Annotated in this window: 18 protein-coding genes; 11 read left to right on the plus strand and 7 right to left on the minus strand. The window is 63.6% G+C overall.

Going from position 1 to position 16,720, the window contains the following annotated elements; genetic code table 11:
• Nucleotides 1-74: 74 nt before the first annotated feature.
• The 3 genes from AB5Y68_RS06210 to AB5Y68_RS06220 form a co-directional block, all read right to left on the minus strand.
• On the minus strand, nt 75-467 hold the full coding sequence (locus AB5Y68_RS06210; RefSeq protein ID WP_010675909.1) for a DoxX family protein: 393 nt from the start codon (nt 465-467) through the stop codon (nt 75-77).
• 83 nt (nt 468-550) lie between these two features.
• Nucleotides 551-1,237, minus strand: a complete 687-nt coding sequence (locus AB5Y68_RS06215; RefSeq protein ID WP_010675910.1) for a pirin family protein — start codon at nt 1,235-1,237, stop codon at nt 551-553.
• Nucleotides 1,238-1,267: 30 nt separating this feature from the next.
• Complete coding sequence (locus AB5Y68_RS06220; RefSeq protein WP_039040128.1) at nt 1,268-1,600, minus strand: hypothetical protein; 333 nt, start codon at nt 1,598-1,600, stop codon at nt 1,268-1,270.
• A 257-nt stretch (nt 1,601-1,857) separates the two neighbouring features.
• Between AB5Y68_RS06220 and AB5Y68_RS06225 the strand changes: the two genes are divergently transcribed.
• Both AB5Y68_RS06225 and AB5Y68_RS06230 read left to right on the plus strand, forming a co-directional pair.
• Nucleotides 1,858-2,772 (plus strand): LysR family transcriptional regulator, encoded by a 915-nt coding sequence (locus AB5Y68_RS06225; RefSeq protein ID WP_010675912.1) that lies wholly within the window; start codon nt 1,858-1,860, stop codon nt 2,770-2,772.
• 443 nt (nt 2,773-3,215) lie between these two features.
• Nucleotides 3,216-3,980 (plus strand): helix-turn-helix transcriptional regulator, encoded by a 765-nt coding sequence (locus tag AB5Y68_RS06230; RefSeq protein ID WP_010675913.1) that lies wholly within the window; start codon nt 3,216-3,218, stop codon nt 3,978-3,980.
• Between the two features lie 46 nt (nt 3,981-4,026).
• Here the strand turns inward: AB5Y68_RS06230 and AB5Y68_RS06235 are convergent, their stop codons facing one another.
• Complete coding sequence (locus AB5Y68_RS06235) at nt 4,027-4,839, minus strand: UTRA domain-containing protein (protein WP_039040129.1); 813 nt, start codon at nt 4,837-4,839, stop codon at nt 4,027-4,029.
• 183 nt (nt 4,840-5,022) lie between these two features.
• Here AB5Y68_RS06235 and AB5Y68_RS06240 point away from each other — a divergent pair, with 183 nt between their 5' ends.
• The 6 genes from AB5Y68_RS06240 to AB5Y68_RS06265 all read left to right on the plus strand — a co-directional run bounded on the left by AB5Y68_RS06240 (nt 5,023) and on the right by AB5Y68_RS06265 (nt 10,317).
• Entirely contained in the window at nt 5,023-6,069 is a 1,047-nt protein-coding gene (locus AB5Y68_RS06240; protein ID WP_010675915.1) for an ABC transporter substrate-binding protein, read from the plus strand.
• A 10-nt stretch (nt 6,070-6,079) separates the two neighbouring features.
• Nucleotides 6,080-6,913, plus strand: coding sequence for an alkaline phosphatase family protein (locus AB5Y68_RS06245; RefSeq protein ID WP_039040130.1), 834 nt, complete (start codon nt 6,080-6,082; stop codon nt 6,911-6,913).
• A complete protein-coding gene (locus AB5Y68_RS06250; RefSeq protein ID WP_039040131.1) occupies nt 6,913-7,809 on the plus strand; it encodes an ABC transporter permease subunit in 897 nt (298 codons plus the stop codon). The genes AB5Y68_RS06245 and AB5Y68_RS06250 overlap by 1 nt, the downstream gene beginning before the upstream one ends.
• Complete coding sequence (locus tag AB5Y68_RS06255; RefSeq protein WP_039040132.1) at nt 7,802-8,578, plus strand: ABC transporter permease; 777 nt, start codon at nt 7,802-7,804, stop codon at nt 8,576-8,578. The genes AB5Y68_RS06250 and AB5Y68_RS06255 overlap by 8 nt, the downstream gene beginning before the upstream one ends.
• 6 nt (nt 8,579-8,584) lie before the next feature.
• Nucleotides 8,585-9,592 carry an ABC transporter ATP-binding protein gene (locus AB5Y68_RS06260; protein ID WP_039040133.1) on the plus strand — a complete coding sequence of 336 codons (1,008 nt, stop codon included), beginning with the start codon at nt 8,585-8,587 and terminating at the stop codon, nt 9,590-9,592.
• Nucleotides 9,593-9,657: 65 nt separating this feature from the next.
• On the plus strand, nt 9,658-10,317 hold the full coding sequence (locus AB5Y68_RS06265) for an HAD family phosphatase (RefSeq protein WP_039040134.1): 660 nt from the start codon (nt 9,658-9,660) through the stop codon (nt 10,315-10,317).
• Between the two features lie 23 nt (nt 10,318-10,340).
• Here the strand turns inward: AB5Y68_RS06265 and AB5Y68_RS06270 are convergent, their stop codons facing one another.
• Nucleotides 10,341-11,945 (minus strand): sensor domain-containing diguanylate cyclase, encoded by a 1,605-nt coding sequence (locus AB5Y68_RS06270; RefSeq protein WP_039040135.1) that lies wholly within the window; start codon nt 11,943-11,945, stop codon nt 10,341-10,343.
• Nucleotides 11,946-12,055: 110 nt separating this feature from the next.
• On the opposite strand from AB5Y68_RS06270, the gene AB5Y68_RS06275 reads away from it, so the two are divergent.
• Both AB5Y68_RS06275 and AB5Y68_RS06280 read left to right on the plus strand, forming a co-directional pair.
• Nucleotides 12,056-12,496 (plus strand): DUF2214 family protein, encoded by a 441-nt coding sequence (locus AB5Y68_RS06275; protein WP_039040139.1) that lies wholly within the window; start codon nt 12,056-12,058, stop codon nt 12,494-12,496.
• A gap of 109 nt (nt 12,497-12,605) precedes the next feature.
• Nucleotides 12,606-13,505 carry a DMT family transporter gene (locus tag AB5Y68_RS06280; RefSeq protein WP_039040136.1) on the plus strand — a complete coding sequence of 300 codons (900 nt, stop codon included), beginning with the start codon at nt 12,606-12,608 and terminating at the stop codon, nt 13,503-13,505.
• Nucleotides 13,506-13,574: 69 nt separating this feature from the next.
• On the opposite strand, the gene AB5Y68_RS06285 is transcribed toward AB5Y68_RS06280, so the two are convergent.
• On the minus strand, nt 13,575-14,432 hold the full coding sequence (locus AB5Y68_RS06285; protein WP_039040137.1) for a GyrI-like domain-containing protein: 858 nt from the start codon (nt 14,430-14,432) through the stop codon (nt 13,575-13,577).
• Nucleotides 14,429-14,917, minus strand: a complete 489-nt coding sequence (locus AB5Y68_RS06290; RefSeq protein ID WP_010675925.1) for a GNAT family N-acetyltransferase — start codon at nt 14,915-14,917, stop codon at nt 14,429-14,431. Before AB5Y68_RS06290 ends, AB5Y68_RS06285 begins: the two co-directional genes overlap by 4 nt.
• A gap of 152 nt (nt 14,918-15,069) precedes the next feature.
• Between AB5Y68_RS06290 and AB5Y68_RS06295 the strand changes: the two genes are divergently transcribed.
• Nucleotides 15,070-16,518: a catalase gene (locus AB5Y68_RS06295; RefSeq protein ID WP_039040138.1), complete on the plus strand. Its 1,449-nt coding sequence runs from the start codon at nt 15,070-15,072 to the stop codon at nt 16,516-16,518.
• Nucleotides 16,519-16,720 lie beyond the last annotated feature (202 nt).

Raw genomic sequence — 16,720 nt, forward strand, 5'->3', positions numbered from 1 at the left:
CCGGGAAGCAGGCACAAAAAAGCCGGTGCAGGGCACCGGCCAAAAGGCGTTGGAAAACTTGAAACGTCAGGGTATTACCAGTGCTTGCCGAGGCGGGCATCCAGGCTGAAAGCCCCTGCACCGGCCGCCGCCAGGGCCAGGAAACCACCGGCCACGGAGACGTTCTTCATGAACATCAGCATCTGCATCTGCTCGGCAGGCTGATAGTGGAAGATGAAGGCGGCCATCAGGGTGAAACCGGCCAGCAGCACGGAGAGGCTGCGGGTAAACAGGCCCAGCATGATGGCAAGACCGCCACCCAGCTCCAGCAGGATCACCAGGGGCAGCATGAACCCGGGCACGCCCATGGCTTCCATGTAACCCTGGGTACCGGCGTAACCGCCGATCTTGCCCCAGCCAGCCATCACGAACATCAGCGCCAGCAGTACACGACCCACCAGCAGTGCCACATCTTTCATCTTGTCCATCGTCATATTCCTTTGCTTACCATCATGGTATTTACAGTGTAAAAGCTAATTGTTAACTCATTCATTTCGCCAAGATTTTTCTATCAAGGCAGGTCAAACAGCAGGGCTTCACTCCCCCTGGAGGCGGTGAGCACCCAGCTCGACTCGTCGCGGCTGAGCAGCCCGTCGCCGGGTCGGGCAGCCAGACCGTTGCCGGTCAGCTCCCCTGAAATCATGTGCAGGTAACCATGACGCCCTTGCAGTGCCCACTCCAGGGTCTCCCCTTCTGCGAGCTGCAGACGCCACACTCTGGCCTGCTGGCGGATCCTGAAGGATCCCGCCTCGCCGTCCGGTGACGCCACCAGCGTCATCCCGGGCTTGTTTTCAATCTTCTTCTGCTGATAACCCGGGGTCGTGCCGTGTTCATTCGGCTCGATCCAGATTTGCAGCAGGGAGAGCGGCTCGGTTTGCGAGGGGTTGTACTCGCTGTGCCGGATGCCGGACCCTGCGCTCATCAGCTGGAAATCCCCCGCCGGGATCTGCTCGGCGTGGCCGAGGCTGTCCTTGTGCTCTATGGTGCCTTGCAGCACGCAGGTGAGGATCTCCATGTTGGCGTGAGGGTGGGTCGCGAAACCGCCACCCGGCGCCACCCGATCCTGATTGATGACCCGCAGGGCAGAGTGTCCCATCCATTCCGGGTCATAGTAGTGACCGAAGGAGAAGCTGTGACGGGCATCCAGCCAGCCAAAGTTGGCCTTGCCCCGTGCTTCTGCGGCTCTCAATTTCATCATGGTGTGCTCCTCACTGACCAAGTTGGTTCATTAACGCTGGCGACCGTCACCCAGACCGAAGGGGATGCGGTAGCTGCTGCTTTCGTTGCCCAGGCTCACCGTCAGGTTGCCCTGGGTGCGGCTCGGGATGGCGACCTGCTGGGTGCCCATCAGGTTGGCGTGGACGGAAGCCAGCAGATCACCGGACTCGTCGCGCACCTCCAGCATGGGGTTGGCCTTGCCGTCCATCGCGGCGGTGGCGCTCCAGTTGACGAACAGCACGCCCGGGGCGGCATTGAAGTCAGCGGGAACGGCAGCCTGGGCGGCACCTGCGGTCATCAGGCCTGCAACGGCCAGCATCTTGATTACGTTTTTCATGTTCATTCACTCTCTTGGGTTTTATGTCATTGCCAAGGCCCCTTGGGCCCGAATCAATGCATCCATGCAAGAGATCATTCAAATACTATGTTGTTCTTTTGCTGACATCAGACATCGTGTTTGGGGATGTCTCAGCCCGGAACTACCTTTTATTTGGCTGCCAGGCGTTCCTGCCTAAGCGTTGATTGAATATTAAAGTGACTTCCCCTAACTTGTTAGCGAGATAATCTGGTAAACACATTCAAAAAAATTGAAGGTTGGATATGGCCAAGGAATCGAACAAGGAGCGGGCGCTGACCCTGGAGGCGATCCGGGTGCTGGACGCCATCGACCGTCGTGGCAGCTTCGCGGCGGCGGCCGACGAGCTGGGCAAGGTGCCTTCGGCGCTGAGCTACACGGTACAAAAGCTGGAAGACGAGCTGGACGCCATGCTGTTCGACCGCAGCGGCCACAGGACCAAGTTCACCCCGGCGGGCCGCATGCTGCTGGAGCGGGGCCGGGTGCTGCTGGAGGCGGCCGAGCACCTGGTGGGGGAGACCCGGGCCCTCTCCCGTGGCTGGGAGACCGACATCACCATCGCCGTCGATGCCTTGATGCCGGTACAGGCTCTCTACCCCCTGGTGGATCGGCTGGCCGAACAGACCGATACCCGGCTGAGGTTTCGCGCCGAGGTGCTGGCGGGCAGTTGGGAGTGCCTGGAAGATGGCCGCGCCGACCTGCTCATCTCCTCTCTCAATGCCGATATCGCCATGACCGGCATCAAGCACCAGGTGCTCAGGGAGGAGGTGATGCTCTACGTCGCCCACCCCGATCACCCCCTGCATCAGGAACCCGAGCCCCTGGCGGACGAGACCCTGCGCCGCTATCGCGCCATCGCGGTGGCCGACACGGCACTGCGCAAGCCGGTGCTCACCTACCGCCTGCTCGACAAGCAGCCGCGCCTGACCGTCAGCACCATGGGGGAGAAGCGGGACGCCCTGCTGGCGGGGCTCGGCATCGGCACCATGCCGCAACGCTGGATTGAAGAGGACATCAAGGCGGGCAGACTCAAAGTGATCAGTCCCGAATATCGCCACCAGATCCAGGTCGTGCTGGCCTGGCGGCGAGACACCATGGGTAAGGCCAAGAGCTGGCTGGTGCGGGAGATCCCCAAGCTGTTTGCCGGTCAGGGGGAATAAAGGACTGCCTTCCGGGGTCGGTGGCGCAGGAAGTACCAAAACTGCGCCCCATTCTTGACGACGGGCTCAGATTCGGAGAAAAGAAAAAAAGCGGACCTCTTGCGAGTTCCGCTCAATGCCAGGAAAGAATAAAACCTTGCGGTTAAAAAAACCCTTAAATTGGAAGCAAACAATCGTTTTCTCAACCAGGAAGGTATTGAATCCGATTCGTGTTGAATTATGTGCGATGTAATATGCATCACCAGCAAAATGTTGAAAGGTTGAAGGATATGCACCACCGAGTGTCACTTTCTGCCACCTTGCACCACAACTGGTCAGGCCATTTCCGCCATTATCACCGGGTTACCCTGCTCTGGTTTTTCTAGGTGTCAAAATTTGAGCCCGATACAGACAAACCACTCAATTTCTGACACGACTAAAAATGCAGATAAAGGAATAGTTGCATGACCTACAGCCAGACACTGGCCAATCACATCCTCGACACCCTGAAGAAAACCCTGACCGACAAGGGGATCCGCTATCAGACCCTGGCAGAAGCCATGGGGGTTTCCATCGCCACCGTGAAGCGCATGATGAACAAGCCCTCCCTGCCGTTCGACACCCTGCTGGAGATCTGCCATCTGGTGGGACTCTCCTTCGAAGAGCTGCTGGACCGGACCCAGGATGCCCAGAGCCGCCGGGCCGTCTTTACCCAGGAGCAGGATGAGGCGTTTCACAAGGAGCCGGGGCTTTATGCCTTCCTCGCCAACATCTTCTGGCGCGACAAGACCCTTATCGATCTCAAGCGGGAGTACGGCCTGACCGATGCCTCCTGCTACCTCTATCTGCGCAAGCTGGAGAAGCTCGGCATCCTGCAGCTTGGCATCGACAACAGCTACCACTTCCTCATCAGCGAGCGCATCAGCTTCGAGCAGCACAGCCGTTTCGCCCGCCAGCAGGCGCGCCAGGCCATGTCGGTGCTGGGGGACTATCTGGTGGAGAACATGCACAGGCCCAACAACTACATGGCGCTGTGCCAGCTCCATCTGGGGGAGAGCGAGGCCATGGCGCTGATCGATCGCATGAAGGAGTACTGGCATCAGGAGCTCAAGCTCAACCGCCCCGCCATCGGCCAGCGGGAGGGCAGCAAGACCTACACCATGTCGCTGCAACTGGCCGACTGCGGCTACCAGAGCTTCGACGATCTGATCCCCAACATCGACAACTGATCCCGGTGGATCCTGCGGGATCCGCCATGTCAGCGCCAGAACGCCGCTACTCTGCCAGTTGCACCTGCCGCGCGCCGGTGGCGAGCGGTTGCAGTGCCCGGGTATCCAGGCAGATGCGGATGGCGTCCGGTCGCCAGTGCTCGATGTCGCAATCCACCAGCTTCCCCTCCTCGTCATGATTGACCCGCACCAAGCGCAGCACGGCACTCCCCTGGGCCAGGTTGAGAGCGCGGGCTATCTCTCCCCGGGCCGCCGAGGGGGTGATCTCGAGGCTCGCCCAGCCCTGGCCTATGCCATAGCGCTGCCGGTAAAGCTCGGTGAGGGAGCTGGCCAGAGGAGCGCTGGCGATGCCGGGGAAACGGCTCGCCAGCAGGTGATGGCTGACGTGCAGCACCGGGCGACCGTCGATCAGCCGCTGGCGGCGGATCTCGTAGAGCGGCGTAAAGGGTTCCAGACCCATCCAGCGGCACAACTCGCTGCTGGCAAGCTGGTTGCCATGGGCCAGCACCCGGGTCTCGGCGGTGCGCTGCTGCTCGCCAATCCACTGGTGAAAGTGGGTGTGGATGGCAGGATCGTAGGTGAGGCGGGGCGGCGCCACGAACCAGCCGCGCCGCTCGGCCCGGTAGATGAGGCCGTCCGCCTCGAGGCTGGAGAGCGCCTCCTTGATGGTGATGCGGGTGGTGGCGAATCGCTCGCTCAGGGCCCGTTCGGCGGGCAGCTGCTGCCCCGCCGCCAGGTGTCCGCTGCCGATATAGCGGCGCAGGGTCCGGCAAATCTGTTCACACTTGGAGGGTGTGCGGCCATCGGCCATCCCCTGTTCACTCAATCGCTCTGTCACTGTCACATCCCTGTCGGTCATTCGGGTTTGCACACCACTGGAGTAGACCAGAGGTTGTCGACCCCGAGTTGTAACCGCCCCTGATGACAGCGCCATGACAGGGCGATTGTCACGAAACTGCCATCAAAGCGCCCCGCCACCGTCATATTTCCCCTCTAGCATCCCTCTCGAACCTTAACTGACCTAGTCCAGAGGGATGGGATGATGAAAAGCGTGATCGCAAGTGCACTGGCCCTGGTGGCCATCAGTCAACCGCTGTTTGCCGCCGAGAACATCGCGGATCTCGAAAAAGCCGCCCGCGGTGAGGGCCAGCTCCAGAGCGTCGGCATGCCGGACAGCTGGGCCAACTGGAAGGATACCTGGCAGCAGCTCGGCAGCATCTACGGCATCAAGCATCAGGATACCGACATGAGCTCGGCCCAGGAGATCGCCAAGTTCGCCGCCGAGAAGGCCAATGCCACCGCCGACATCGGCGACGTGGGCGGCGCCTTCGGCCCGGTGGCGGTCAAGCAGGGGGTCACCCAGCCCTACAAGCCCTCCACCTGGGCCGACATTCCGAACTGGGCCAAGGATGCGGATGGCCACTGGATGCTGGCCTATACCGGCACCATCGCCTTCCTGATCAACAAGGATCTGGTCAAGGCCGCCCCCACCAGCTGGCAATCCCTGCTGGGTGGCGACTACAAGGTGACCCTGGGTGACGTGGGCGTCGCCTCCCAGGCCAACAACGGCGTGCTGGCGGCGGCCTATGCCACCGGCGGCAGCGAGAAGAATCTGAAACCCGCCCTGGATCTGTTCGGCAAGCTGGCCAAGCAGGGCCGTCTGTCGCTGAACGACCCGACCATCGCCAACATCGAGAAAGGCGAAGTGGAAGTGGGGGTACTGTGGGACTTCAACGCCCTCAACTACCGCGACCAGATCGACCCCAAGAAGTTTGATGTGGTGATCCCGAGCGACGGCTCCGTCATCGCCGGCTACACCACCATCATCAACAAGTGGGCCAAGAACCCCAACGCAGCCAAGCTGGCGCGGGAATACATCCTCTCCGATGCAGGTCAAATCAACCTGGCCCGTGGCTACGCCCGCCCCATTCGCAGCAACGTGACCCTGCCGGATGACGTCAAGGCCAAGCTGCTGCCGGCCGAGCAGTATGCCAACGCCAAGCCGGTGCAGGATCACGCCGCCTGGGAGCAGAGCTCCAAGGCCCTGCCGCGCCAGTGGCAGGAAACCGTCATGATCAACATGCAGTAAGGAGCGGCCAGTGCAACACAAGGTGATAGTGGTACTTGTGGATGGCCTGGCAGCAGAGGTAGCCCATTGCATGGGCTACCTCTGTGGCATGGTGGAGGCAGAGCGCGGCCTGCATACGACCCTGAGTGCCGCCCTGCCCTCCCTCTCCCGCCCTCTCTACGAGTGCATCCTGACCGGCGTGCCGCCGGTGGCGAGCGGGATCACCCACAACGGGGTGAGTCGTCTCAGTCTGCATGACTCCATCTTCCATCTGGCCCGGGCCGCGGGTAAACGCACCGCAGCGGCGGCCTACCACTGGGTGAGCGAGCTTTACAACAAGAGCCCCTGGCTGGCGGCCCGCGATCGCTTCACCCATGACGAGCAGCTGCCGATCCAGCACGGTTGCTTCTACTGGGATGACAACTACCCCGACAGCCATCTACTGATGGATGGCGAGTGGCTGCGCAGCCAGTACGACCCCGATTTTCTGCTGATCCACCCCATGGGGGTGGACGATGCGGGCCACCAGTTTGGCCTCGATTCCCGCCAGTACCGCAATCAGGCGCGCCGCATGGACAGCCTGCTGGCCGACCTGCTGCCCCAGTGGCTGGCAGAGGGGTATCAGGTGGTGATCACCTCGGATCACGGCATGAACAACGATCTCAGCCATGGCGGCACCCTGGCCGAGGAGCGCACTGTGCCGCTCTGGCTCTTTGGCGATGCCTTCGTCGAGCGCTGGCCGGATGGGGTAGTGATCGCCCAGACCCAGCTCTGCGCCCTGATGGCGGATCTGCTGGGAGTTCCCCACGACAAGCCGGCAGCCCCCCCGCTGCTCAAGGCGGCCTTTATGCGCGAGGTGCACTGATGATGCCTGCCACCACCGAGATCCTCGCGGATCAACAGGTGAAGCCACGCCGGGTGCGCCGCCACTGGCTGCCGGCCCTGGTGCTGCTGCCCTTTGTCCTCTTGATGATCCTGTTTCAGCTCGCCCCCATGGTGTGGGTACTGGTGGGCAGCGTCCAGACAACCGATGGCTGGGGTCTCGACCATTACCGGGATATTTTGAGCTCCCCCTTCTATCTGCAATCCTTCGGCAACTCCTTGCGCATCGCCGGCATCGCCAGCCTGGCGGGGCTCGCCATCGGCACCCTCGGGGCCGCGGCCCTGCGCCACAGCGGCGAGCGGGTCAAGCGGGTGCTGCTGGCCTTCGTCACCATGACCGGCAACTTCAGCGGCGTTCCGCTGGCGTTCGCCTTCATCATCGTGCTCGGCATCAATGGCGCCGTTACCCTGTTGCTCAAATCCTGGGGCCTCATCGACGGCTTCAACCTCTATTCGGGCAGCGGCCTTATCCTGATTTACACCTACTTCCAGATCCCGCTCGCGTTGCTGCTGCTCTACCCGGCGTTCGACGCCCTGCAGGATGAGTGGCCCCAGGCCGCCGCCCTGCTGGGTGCGAGCAGGGGGCAGTATGTGTGGCACGTGGCCCTGCCGGTGCTGACGCCCGCCTTGCTCGGCACCCTGATCATCCTGTTTGCCAACGCGGTGGGGGCCTATGCCTCCGCCTACGCCCTCACCACCGGCAACTTCAATCTGGTGACCATCCGGGTGGCCAGTCTGGTCTCCGGCGACATCTTCCTCGAGCCGAATCTCGCGGCGGCGCTGGCGGTGATCCTGATGGTGCTGCTGGGGGTGGTGACAGCCGCCAACCAGTGGCTGCTGAAAAAGAGCTATGTGAACAAGGGGCAATCCCATGCATGATTTGACGCCGCGCTGGCCCAGATGGGTGCTGGGGGCGCTGGTCGCCACCCTGCTGCTACCGCTGCTGGCCACCTTTCTCTACTCCATCTCCACTCGCTGGGGGGCGACCCTGCTGCCGGATGGCTTTACCCTCGACTGGTATCTCAAACTCTGGGGCGACCCGCGCTTTCTGGCGGCCTTTGGCCGCAGCCTCCTGGTCTGTTTCGCCACCCTGCTGCTGGGGACCCTGGTGCTGGTGCCTACCGTGCTGGTGGTGGCCTACTACTTCCCCAGGCTGGATCCCTGGATGAACCTCTTGATCCTGCTCCCCTTCGCGGTGCCGCCCGTGGTCTCTTCGGTGGGGCTGCTGCAGATCTACGCCGACGGCGTGCTGCCGATCATCGGCACGCCGTGGATCCTGATCGGGACCTGGTTCACCGTGGTCCTCCCCTTCATGTACCGGGCGCTGGCCAACAGCCTGCAAGGGGTGCCGCTCAAGGATCTGATGGATGCCGCTCACCTGCTGGGGGCGAGCAGCGCCCGCGCCTTCCTGCTGGTGGTGATCCCCTGCCTGCGCAAGGGGCTGCTGGCGGCGCTGTTTCTCTCGCTCTCCTTCCTGCTCGGCGAGTTCGTGTTTGCCAACATGCTGGTGGGCACCCGTTACGAGACCCTGCAGGTCTACCTCTACAACATGCGTGCCACCTCGGGCCACTTCACCAGCGCCCTGGTGATGAGCTACTTCCTGCTGACCCTGCTGCTCACCTGGGCAGCCAACAGATTTCATCGGTGAATCAACATGTTCCATCTAGAAGTGAATCAACTGCACAAATCCTACGGCGACACCAAGGTGTTCGAGGGAATTGAATTCGGCATCCGCAAGGGGGAGCTGGTGACCCTGCTCGGCCCCTCCGGCTGCGGCAAATCCACCCTGCTGCGGGCGCTGGCCGGGCTCACCCCGGTGGATGGCGGTCAGGTGCGGGTGGCCGGTGAGGACATTACCTGGCAGGCACCTCAGAAGCGGGGCATCGGCATGGTGTTCCAGAGCTATGCGCTCTTCCCCAACATGACGGTGTGGGACAACGTCGCCTTCGGCCTCAAGATGAAGCCCCAGCCGGGGCGGGATCTCGCCGCCAGCGTGCAGGAGGCGCTAGAGCTGGTGGAGCTGACCGGCTTCGAGCGCCGCTATCCGGCCGAGCTCTCCGGCGGCCAGCGCCAGCGAGTGGCGCTGGCCCGGGCTCTGGTGGTGCAGCCGCGGATCCTGCTGCTGGATGAGCCGCTCTCGGCGCTGGATGCCCGCATCCGCCGCAGCCTGCGCCAGCAGATCCGCGAGATCCAGCAGCGCCTCGAGCTCACCACCATCTTCGTGACCCACGATCAGGAGGAGGCGCTGACCCTGTCGGATCGGATCTTCCTGATGAACAAGGGGTCCATCGTCCAGAGCGGCACACCGGAGCAGATCTACACCCGCCCCGCCAGCGAGTTCGTGGCGGGCTTTATCGGCAACTACAACCTGCTGGGTGGAGAGCAGGCCAAATCCCTGTTCGGCCCGCGCTTTCGCGGCAAGCTGGCGCTGCGACCGGAGTCCATCACCCTGCTGCCCGCCGGGGCGACCAGCCACGAGCCCAGCCTGCCCGGCATCGTTCGCCAGCAGCAGCTGCTCGGCAACGTCATCCGCTATCAGGTGGAGTGCGAGGCGGGGCTGTTGACGGTGGATTGCCTCAACCGCCGTGCCGGCGATCTGCTGCCGGTAGGCAGCGCCGTGACCCTGGTGGTGGCCCGGGATCAACTCTGTGAGGTAGCATAACGCCATGAATCCCATTCATTTTTCAGCCAGTACCCCGATGCTGGCAGCCAACCCGAGGAGCAGCCATGGCCCTGGCACTGTTTGATCTGGACGAGACCCTGATAGCGGGGGATTCCGCCAGCCTCTGGCTGGAGTACATGGTGGCCCAGGAGCTGGCCCCGGCGGGCATGGTGGCCGAGGAGCAAGCCATGATGTCCCTCTACCATCAGGGCAAGATGGACATGCACCAGTACATGGCCTTCACCCTGCAACCGCTGGCAGGCAGGACGCGCCAGTGGCTCGACTCCCTCTGCACCCGCTTTGCCGAGCAGGTACTGCGGGAGCGTATCTATCCGGAGGGGTTGGCCCGCATCGAGTGGCATCGCCAGCGTGGCGACGAGCTGGTGCTCATCTCCGCCTCCGGCGAGCATCTGGTGGCCCCCATGGCGCAGATGCTGGGGATGGATCACTGCGTGGCCATCCTGCTCGACGAGGAAGCCGGCATGCTGACCGGCCAGACCCGCGGCACCCTGAGTTTTCGCGAAGGCAAGGTGGCCCGCATCAACCAGCTCTTTGCCGGAAAGGAACACCTCTGGCAGGGGAGCTTCGGCTACAGCGACTCCCACAACGATCTGCCCATGCTGCGGGCGGTGAGCCATCCCCATGCGGTCAATCCGGCCCCCGCCCTGCGCCAGTGCGCCGAGGAGCTGGACTGGCCCCTCTGGACCTGGCAGTTGCACCCTTGATCCGCGCAATGAAGAAGAGGCCCTCAGGCCTCTTCTTTGCTCAACATGCCATCCCCTGAGGGCGAGTCGTCCCGGGGAGCCAGGGGATCCACCATGTAGATGCGATTCTTGCCGTCACCCTTGGCGCGATAGACCTCGGCATCGACCATGGTCAGCAGGCTCCTGGCCCCAAGCCCGGGGGCACTCGCCACCAGGCCGCCGCTGAAGGTGATCCCAAGACCGGGTTCACGCCAGTGCAGGGAGGCCACCCCAATCCTGTACTGCTCCAGCAGCATCTGGCAGAAGTGGATATCCGGATTGGCGAACAGCACCACCAGCTCTTCCCCGCCATAGCGGCATACCCAGCCATGATCCCCCAGCAGCTTGGCGCCAAAACTGGCCACCCGCTTGAGCACCACATCCCCGGTCTGGTGGCCATAGGTGTCATTGATCCGCTTGAAACCGTCCAGATCGATCATGGCCAGGCAGAAGCTGTCCTGATCGAGCAGCAGCCGATTCAACCGCTCGTCGAAGAAGCGCCGGTTGTAAAGGCCGGTCAGCTTGTCGAGGTTCGCCTGCTGGCGCACCTCGTGGTAATCCTTGCTCACCTCCGCCAGCTCGGCATAGACGTGCCTGAGCTCGCGCATCCCCCCCTGGTGCACCTCGTCAGGCTGGGTCCGGCTGGCCCGGATCACGGTGGAGATCTCGTCCAGCATCCGCCTGAAATAACGGGACCAGATCAGTGCCAGCACCATGTAGAGCACGCTGGCCAGCACGATGATCCCGAGCACGTTGAGGGAGGCGCTCGCCACCACCGCCTGGATGCTGGAGGCGGGCAACACGCTGATCAGCACCCAGTTGTGGTCCGGCAGGCGGCTGTAGGCCACGAACTGGCGAGACGCCTGATCCAGGAAGATGCCGTCCTCCCCGCTGAAGCGGGAGAGCCAGGTCGGGTGGGTCATGGGCTTGAGCAGTTGTGAGGGATCGGGGTGGGCCAGCACCTTGCCCGACTGGTTGACGATCATCTGGTAGCCGCTGTTCCACTGCCGGTTCAGCTGGGCGGAGAAGGGGGCCAGGATGGCATCCACCGCGAAGACCCCCCGCACCTTGCCCTCCTTGTCGGTGATGGCCCGCGCCAGGGCGATCACCAGCGTGCCGTTGGTGTAGTCGTAGTAGGGTTCGGTCCAGACCATCTTGCCCACATGCTGGCTGGCCAGCTGATACCAGGGGCGCACCCTGGGATCGAAGTCCGCATCCGCCTGCCATTCGGGGTAGATCAGCATCTGGCGCTCGGCGGTGCCCACATAGATGTAGATGAGATCCGCCATCACCCCCTTGTAGAGGCGCCACTCCCTGAGATAGGAGTCGGTGTTGCGCAAACGGGGGCCGCTGATGTCCTCCACCTTGATCTGGTCGTAGATGAGGGAGAACTGACGCTCCATCTCGTTTAGGTAGGGCTCGATGAAGACATGGCGCAACTGGTGATTGGTGGCGAGCAGGCGCTGTTGCAGCTCTCGCTGCAGGCTGCGCTCCATGTGCAGGTAGTAGATGGCACCCAGCATCAGGACGGGAATGAAGAGCAGAAGCAGGCCCAGGCGCATCCGTGCCACCAGGGACCAGGTCTTTTTGGAGACTGCTCGCTTATCCAACCCTGACTCCATGCTATCCCCTGACATCGTGTAGTGTCAGAATATCAGCCCCACCTGATGGCGTCCAAAGGGAAGCGCATCATGTGGCCAACGAGAAGGAACTGGCCTGGATGTTGAAACCGGAACTGCTGACTGCCCTCCATTACTGCGCCGTGATCACCCTGACCGGTGCCATCACCTCGGAGTATTTCCTGTTCCGGCGCGGCATGTCCATCGAGCAGGTGCGCAAGCTGCTGCTGGCTGACAGCCTGGCCGCCCTGGCCCTGCTGCTCATCTTCATCACGGGCGTGCTGCTGGTGGTCGCCCATCCCCAGCCACCGGCCATCCTGCTTGCCAATCCGGGTTACCGCACCAAGCTGCTGATGTTCTTCGCCATGGCCATCAGCTTTGGCTACCCCAGCCGGCTGTTCCACCACTGGCGCCGATCCTTGCGCCAGGGACGGGCTCCCCTTGTCTCCACCCAGCAGCAGTTCTGGGTGATCTGGATCCTTAGGGGCAACCTGCTGCTGCTCGCCCTGCTGCCCCTGCTCGCCAAGCTGGCCAGCCGCTGATCCTGCCCTCGCCCGGCAACAAATGGCTGACGACAAACGCCCCTTCTCGCAGGTATCGTAATGGCGGGGCCCGAGTGCCGCCGAGACTCTTTCTCAGGGATGATTCCGTATGCGTTCAAACATGATGTTATTGATGGCCGCCGCCATCTGGGGGCTGGGCTTCGTCGCCCAGCGTCTGGGGATGGATCACATGGGGCCCTTCACCTTCAACGGCCTGCGCTTCCTGCTGGGCGCCCTCTCCCTGCTGCCGCTCTTGTGGTGGCTCAAGTCACGCCAGCCGCCCCAGCCTGCCGGTGATCACCGCCTGCTGCTGACCGGGGGCCTCATCGCCGGCACCGTGCTCTTCTCCGCCGCCTCCCTGCAACAGGTGGGACTGCTCTACACCACGGCCGCCAAGGCGGGCTTCATCACCGGCCTCTACATCATCCTGGTCCCCGTCATCGGCCTGGCCCTGCGCCACAAGACCGGGGCCAACACCTGGGTAGGCGCCCTCATCGCCATGGCCGGGCTCTACTACCTCAGCGTCACCGAGGAGTTCACCATCGGCTACGGCGATCTGCTGCAAGTGATCGGGGCCCTGTTCTGGGCCGTGCACCTGCTGGTGCTGGATCACTACTCGAACCGGGTCGCCCCCATTCGTCTTGCCGGGGTGCAGTTCGTGGTGTGCGGCCTGCTCAGCCTGGCCACGGCCTTCATCATCGAGACCCCGACGGCGAGTGGTGCCGTGGCGGGATGGCAGGCGCTGCTCTACGCCGGTCTAGTCTCGGTCGGCATCGGCTATACCCTGCAGGTGGTGGGGCAGCGCGGTGCCCATCCGGCCCACGCCGCCATCATCCTCAGCCTGGAGACGGTGTTCGCCGCCATCGGCGGTGTCCTGCTGCTGGGGGAACATCTGGACGAACGGGCCGTGGTCGGCTGCGCCCTGATGCTGGCGGGGATGCTCATCTCCCAGATCCGGCTTCGCTGGTGGTGGAAGTCCCGCCGCAACAAGGTGCCCAGCCAGCCCTGATATCTGCGGTGGTCATGGACCCCAAATAAAACGAGGCGCCCTTGGGCGCCTCGTTTTATTGCCGCCTGCCTAGCGCACGCTGGAGCAGAAGCTCACGTCATCGCGCAGGGGGTCATTGCTCACGCTGTGATAGAGCTCGAAGCAGGGGCCGTCCCCAAAGGCGAGCCCGGCCGCGACGATATCGCCGATGTGCTCCTGCCAGCGCTCCCCGTACTGGCTGCGATCCGTGATAAGATAGCGGGACTGGGCGTAGCGTCCGGCGGGGATGAGCTGAATTTCCACCTCCCCCGCCCCCAGGGTACCTACCGGCACGCTGATGCCGATATCGGTGCGGCACTGGGCCGGCGGCGTCACCTCGGGGTTGTCGTGGTAGATGAAGATCCACTCTCCCCCTTCCAGGCCACGGGGCGCGGCCCACTGGTGAAGGCGATGGCAGACGGCGTCATACCCTTCGCCATAGGGGCCGGTCACGCGGATATAGGCCAGGGTGCGGGCGTCCATCTCGACGGTGTTCATGGTGTTGCTCCTTGCTGATGAGTGGCCTTCAGCATAAGGGAGTGACCCTTGCCATGCGTGTCCTTCCTTGCGATCCAGGTGTCCGTTCTTGCCCTTGTCGCGGCGAAACGCCCCCGGAGTGCAACCATAGTGACGACGAAACGCCTTGGCGAAAGCCTGGGAGCTGCCAAACCCCGCCCCCAGAGCGATGGCGGTGACGCTGGCATCGGTGTAGCAGAGCTGCCAGGCCGCCCGCTGCATCCGCAGGCGGCGGCACATCTCGCCGGGGGCCTCCCCCACCACGGCGGTGAATACCCGGTGGAAGTGGTAGAGGGAGAGGCAGGCGCGACTCGCCAGCGCCTCGATGGAGAGATCCGGATCCTGCTCCAGTGCCCGCAGCACCGGCGTCAGGCGCTCGCGATAGTCGATCATCGGCGCACCCTGGCCATGTAGAGGGCATCCACCAGCACCCCATGACGCAGGCCGTAATCCCGGGCTACGCCCTCCTCCACGAAGCCCGCCTTGCGATAGAGGGCCAGGGCCGCCTGATTGTCGGCCCAGACCGTCAGCTCCACCCGCGTCAAGCCGAGCCAGTTGTCCGCCAGATCCAGCGCAGCCTGCATCAGGGCAGTGCCCACCCCGCGCCCGGCCCAGTCATCGTGTACCGCCATGCCGATGCTCGCCACGTGGCGGCGACGGGGGGCCGGCTCCACCATCAGAACCAGCGCCCCCGCCACCTCCCCCTCCCACTCCGCCAGCAGGCTGTAGATGCCATCCCGCGGGGTCAGCTTCTGCTCCCACTGCTGCAAGGAGGGGAAGGGAAGTTGCAGGGTGCCCGCCTGGGCATGGGGCATGGCGTGAAGATCCCGCAGGGCGGCGGCATCTTCCGGCCCGGCGCGGCGAATGGTGATGGACATGAGACCTCCTGATTGGCTGAATCCCATCTTGCCGCAAGGCTGGCGTCTGTTTCCACCCCCATCAGCGAAACCAATCAAAGGGTTAGGCACACTCCATTGGAGCCGCTCCCCCACTTCACCTAGTCTGGCGACTCATCACAAGGAGACCCGCCATGACCGACAAGACCCTGCGCAGCGCCAACGGCGCCCCCGTCGTCGACAACAACAACAGCCTCACCGCCGGCCCCCGCGGCCCCGTCCTGATGCAAGACATCTGGTTGATGGAGAAACTCGCCCACTTCGACCGCGAGCGCATTCCCGAGCGGGTGGTGCACGCCAAGGGCTCGGGCGCCTACGGCACCTTCACCGTGACTCACGACATCAGCGCCTTCAGCAAGGCTGACCTGTTCAACGCCGTCGGCAAGCAGACCCCGGTGTTCCTGCGCTTCTCCACCGTGGCCGGCGAGAAGGGCGCCGCCGACGCAGAGCGCGACGTGCGCGGCTTCGCCCTCAAGTTCTACACCGAGCAGGGCAACTGGGATCTGGTGGGCAACAACACCCCGGTGTTCTTCATTCGCGATCCCCTGAAATTCCCTGACTTCATCCACACCCAGAAGCGGGATCCCCGCACCAACCTGCGCAGCGCCACCGCCGCCTGGGACTTCTGGTCCCGCCACCCGGAATCCCTGCACCAGGTCACCATCCTCTTCAGCGATCGCGGCATTCCCAGGAGCCTGCGGGAGATGAACGGCTACGGCAGCCACACCTTCAGCTTCATCAACGACGCGAACGAGCGCTTCTGGGTCAAGTTCCACTTCAAGACCGAGCAGGGCCACCGCTTCTACACCGATGAAGAGGCGGCCACCGCCGTCGGTCAGGACAGAGAGACCAGCCAGGCAGATCTGTTCAACGCCATCGAACGGGGGGACTTCCCGCGCTGGAAGGTCTATGTGCAGGTGATGCCAGAGGCCGAAGCCCAGACCTACTCGATCCACCCGTTCGACCTCACCAAGGTGTGGCCCCACAAGGACTACCCGCTCATCCCGGTCGGCGTGCTGGAACTCAACCAGAACCCGGACAACTACTTCGCCCACGTGGAGCAGGCCGCCTTCACCCCGGCCAACGTGGTGCCCGGCATCGGCTTCTCGCCGGATCGCATGTTGCAGGGTCGCCTGTTCTCCTACGGTGACACCCAGCGCTACCGCCTCGGCGTCAACCACGGCCTGCTGCCGGTCAACGCCCCGCGCTGCCCGTTCCACCACGGTGCCCACCGCGACGGCGCCATGCGGGCGGACAGCAACGGTGGCGCCAGCCCCAACTACCAACCGAACCGCTTCGGCACCCAGCAGCCGAGCGAGCAGCACGAACCGGCCCTGAGTCTGGAAGGGGCTGCCCTGCACTACGATTTTCGCGACTACGACAGCGACTACTACAGCCAGCCGGGGGATCTCTTCCGCCTGATGGACGAGGGGCAGCGTGCCCGCCTCGCCGCCAACCTGGCCCGCTCCCTCATCAATGTGGAGGATGACGCCATCGTCGCGGCCCAGCTCAGGCACTTCGAGCAGGCCGACCCCGAGTACGCCAAGCGGGTCGAGCTGGCCCTGGCCGCCCTGCAACGCTGAGTCGCAGGCAGCCAACCTCTGCAAAAGCAAAACGGGGGCCCGATGGCCCCCGTTCTCGCATGACGGTCTTTGATGAATGAAAAACGCAGCCCGAGGCTCCGATTTCAATGCCGTATCCATCCTGGACGCAGCGCCCTCGCGCGCTTCCCTCCCTTGCCAACAAGGGGTTGTACCGCCAGCTCACGGCGGCAACGACGTTGTG

It is taken from the genome of Aeromonas sp. R6-1 (genome assembly GCF_040908165.1).
In the GTDB taxonomy this organism is placed as follows: domain Bacteria; phylum Pseudomonadota; class Gammaproteobacteria; order Enterobacterales; family Aeromonadaceae; genus Aeromonas; species Aeromonas caviae.

Excerpts from the sequence above, each read along its gene's own strand:
- AB5Y68_RS06255 (WP_039040132.1), top strand. The coding sequence starts at position 7,802 with ATGCATGATTTGACGCCGCGCTGGCCCAGATGGGTGCTGGGGGCGCTG.
- AB5Y68_RS06210 (WP_010675909.1), bottom strand. The coding sequence starts at position 467 with ATGGACAAGATGAAAGATGTGGCACTGCTGGTGGGTCGTGTACTGCTG.
- AB5Y68_RS06285 (WP_039040137.1), bottom strand. The coding sequence starts at position 14,432 with ATGATCGACTATCGCGAGCGCCTGACGCCGGTGCTGCGGGCACTGGAG.
- AB5Y68_RS06240 (WP_010675915.1), top strand. The coding sequence starts at position 5,023 with ATGAAAAGCGTGATCGCAAGTGCACTGGCCCTGGTGGCCATCAGTCAA.
- AB5Y68_RS06260 (WP_039040133.1), top strand. The coding sequence starts at position 8,585 with ATGTTCCATCTAGAAGTGAATCAACTGCACAAATCCTACGGCGACACC.
- AB5Y68_RS06265 (WP_039040134.1), top strand. The coding sequence starts at position 9,658 with ATGGCCCTGGCACTGTTTGATCTGGACGAGACCCTGATAGCGGGGGAT.
- AB5Y68_RS06220 (WP_039040128.1), bottom strand. The coding sequence starts at position 1,600 with ATGAACATGAAAAACGTAATCAAGATGCTGGCCGTTGCAGGCCTGATG.
- AB5Y68_RS06295 (WP_039040138.1), top strand. The coding sequence starts at position 15,070 with ATGACCGACAAGACCCTGCGCAGCGCCAACGGCGCCCCCGTCGTCGAC.
- AB5Y68_RS06290 (WP_010675925.1), bottom strand. The coding sequence starts at position 14,917 with ATGTCCATCACCATTCGCCGCGCCGGGCCGGAAGATGCCGCCGCCCTG.
- AB5Y68_RS06230 (WP_010675913.1), top strand. The coding sequence starts at position 3,216 with ATGACCTACAGCCAGACACTGGCCAATCACATCCTCGACACCCTGAAG.
- AB5Y68_RS06275 (WP_039040139.1), top strand. The coding sequence starts at position 12,056 with ATGTTGAAACCGGAACTGCTGACTGCCCTCCATTACTGCGCCGTGATC.
- AB5Y68_RS06280 (WP_039040136.1), top strand. The coding sequence starts at position 12,606 with ATGCGTTCAAACATGATGTTATTGATGGCCGCCGCCATCTGGGGGCTG.
- AB5Y68_RS06225 (WP_010675912.1), top strand. The coding sequence starts at position 1,858 with ATGGCCAAGGAATCGAACAAGGAGCGGGCGCTGACCCTGGAGGCGATC.
- AB5Y68_RS06250 (WP_039040131.1), top strand. The coding sequence starts at position 6,913 with ATGATGCCTGCCACCACCGAGATCCTCGCGGATCAACAGGTGAAGCCA.
- AB5Y68_RS06215 (WP_010675910.1), bottom strand. The coding sequence starts at position 1,237 with ATGATGAAATTGAGAGCCGCAGAAGCACGGGGCAAGGCCAACTTTGGC.
- AB5Y68_RS06235 (WP_039040129.1), bottom strand. The coding sequence starts at position 4,839 with ATGACCGACAGGGATGTGACAGTGACAGAGCGATTGAGTGAACAGGGG.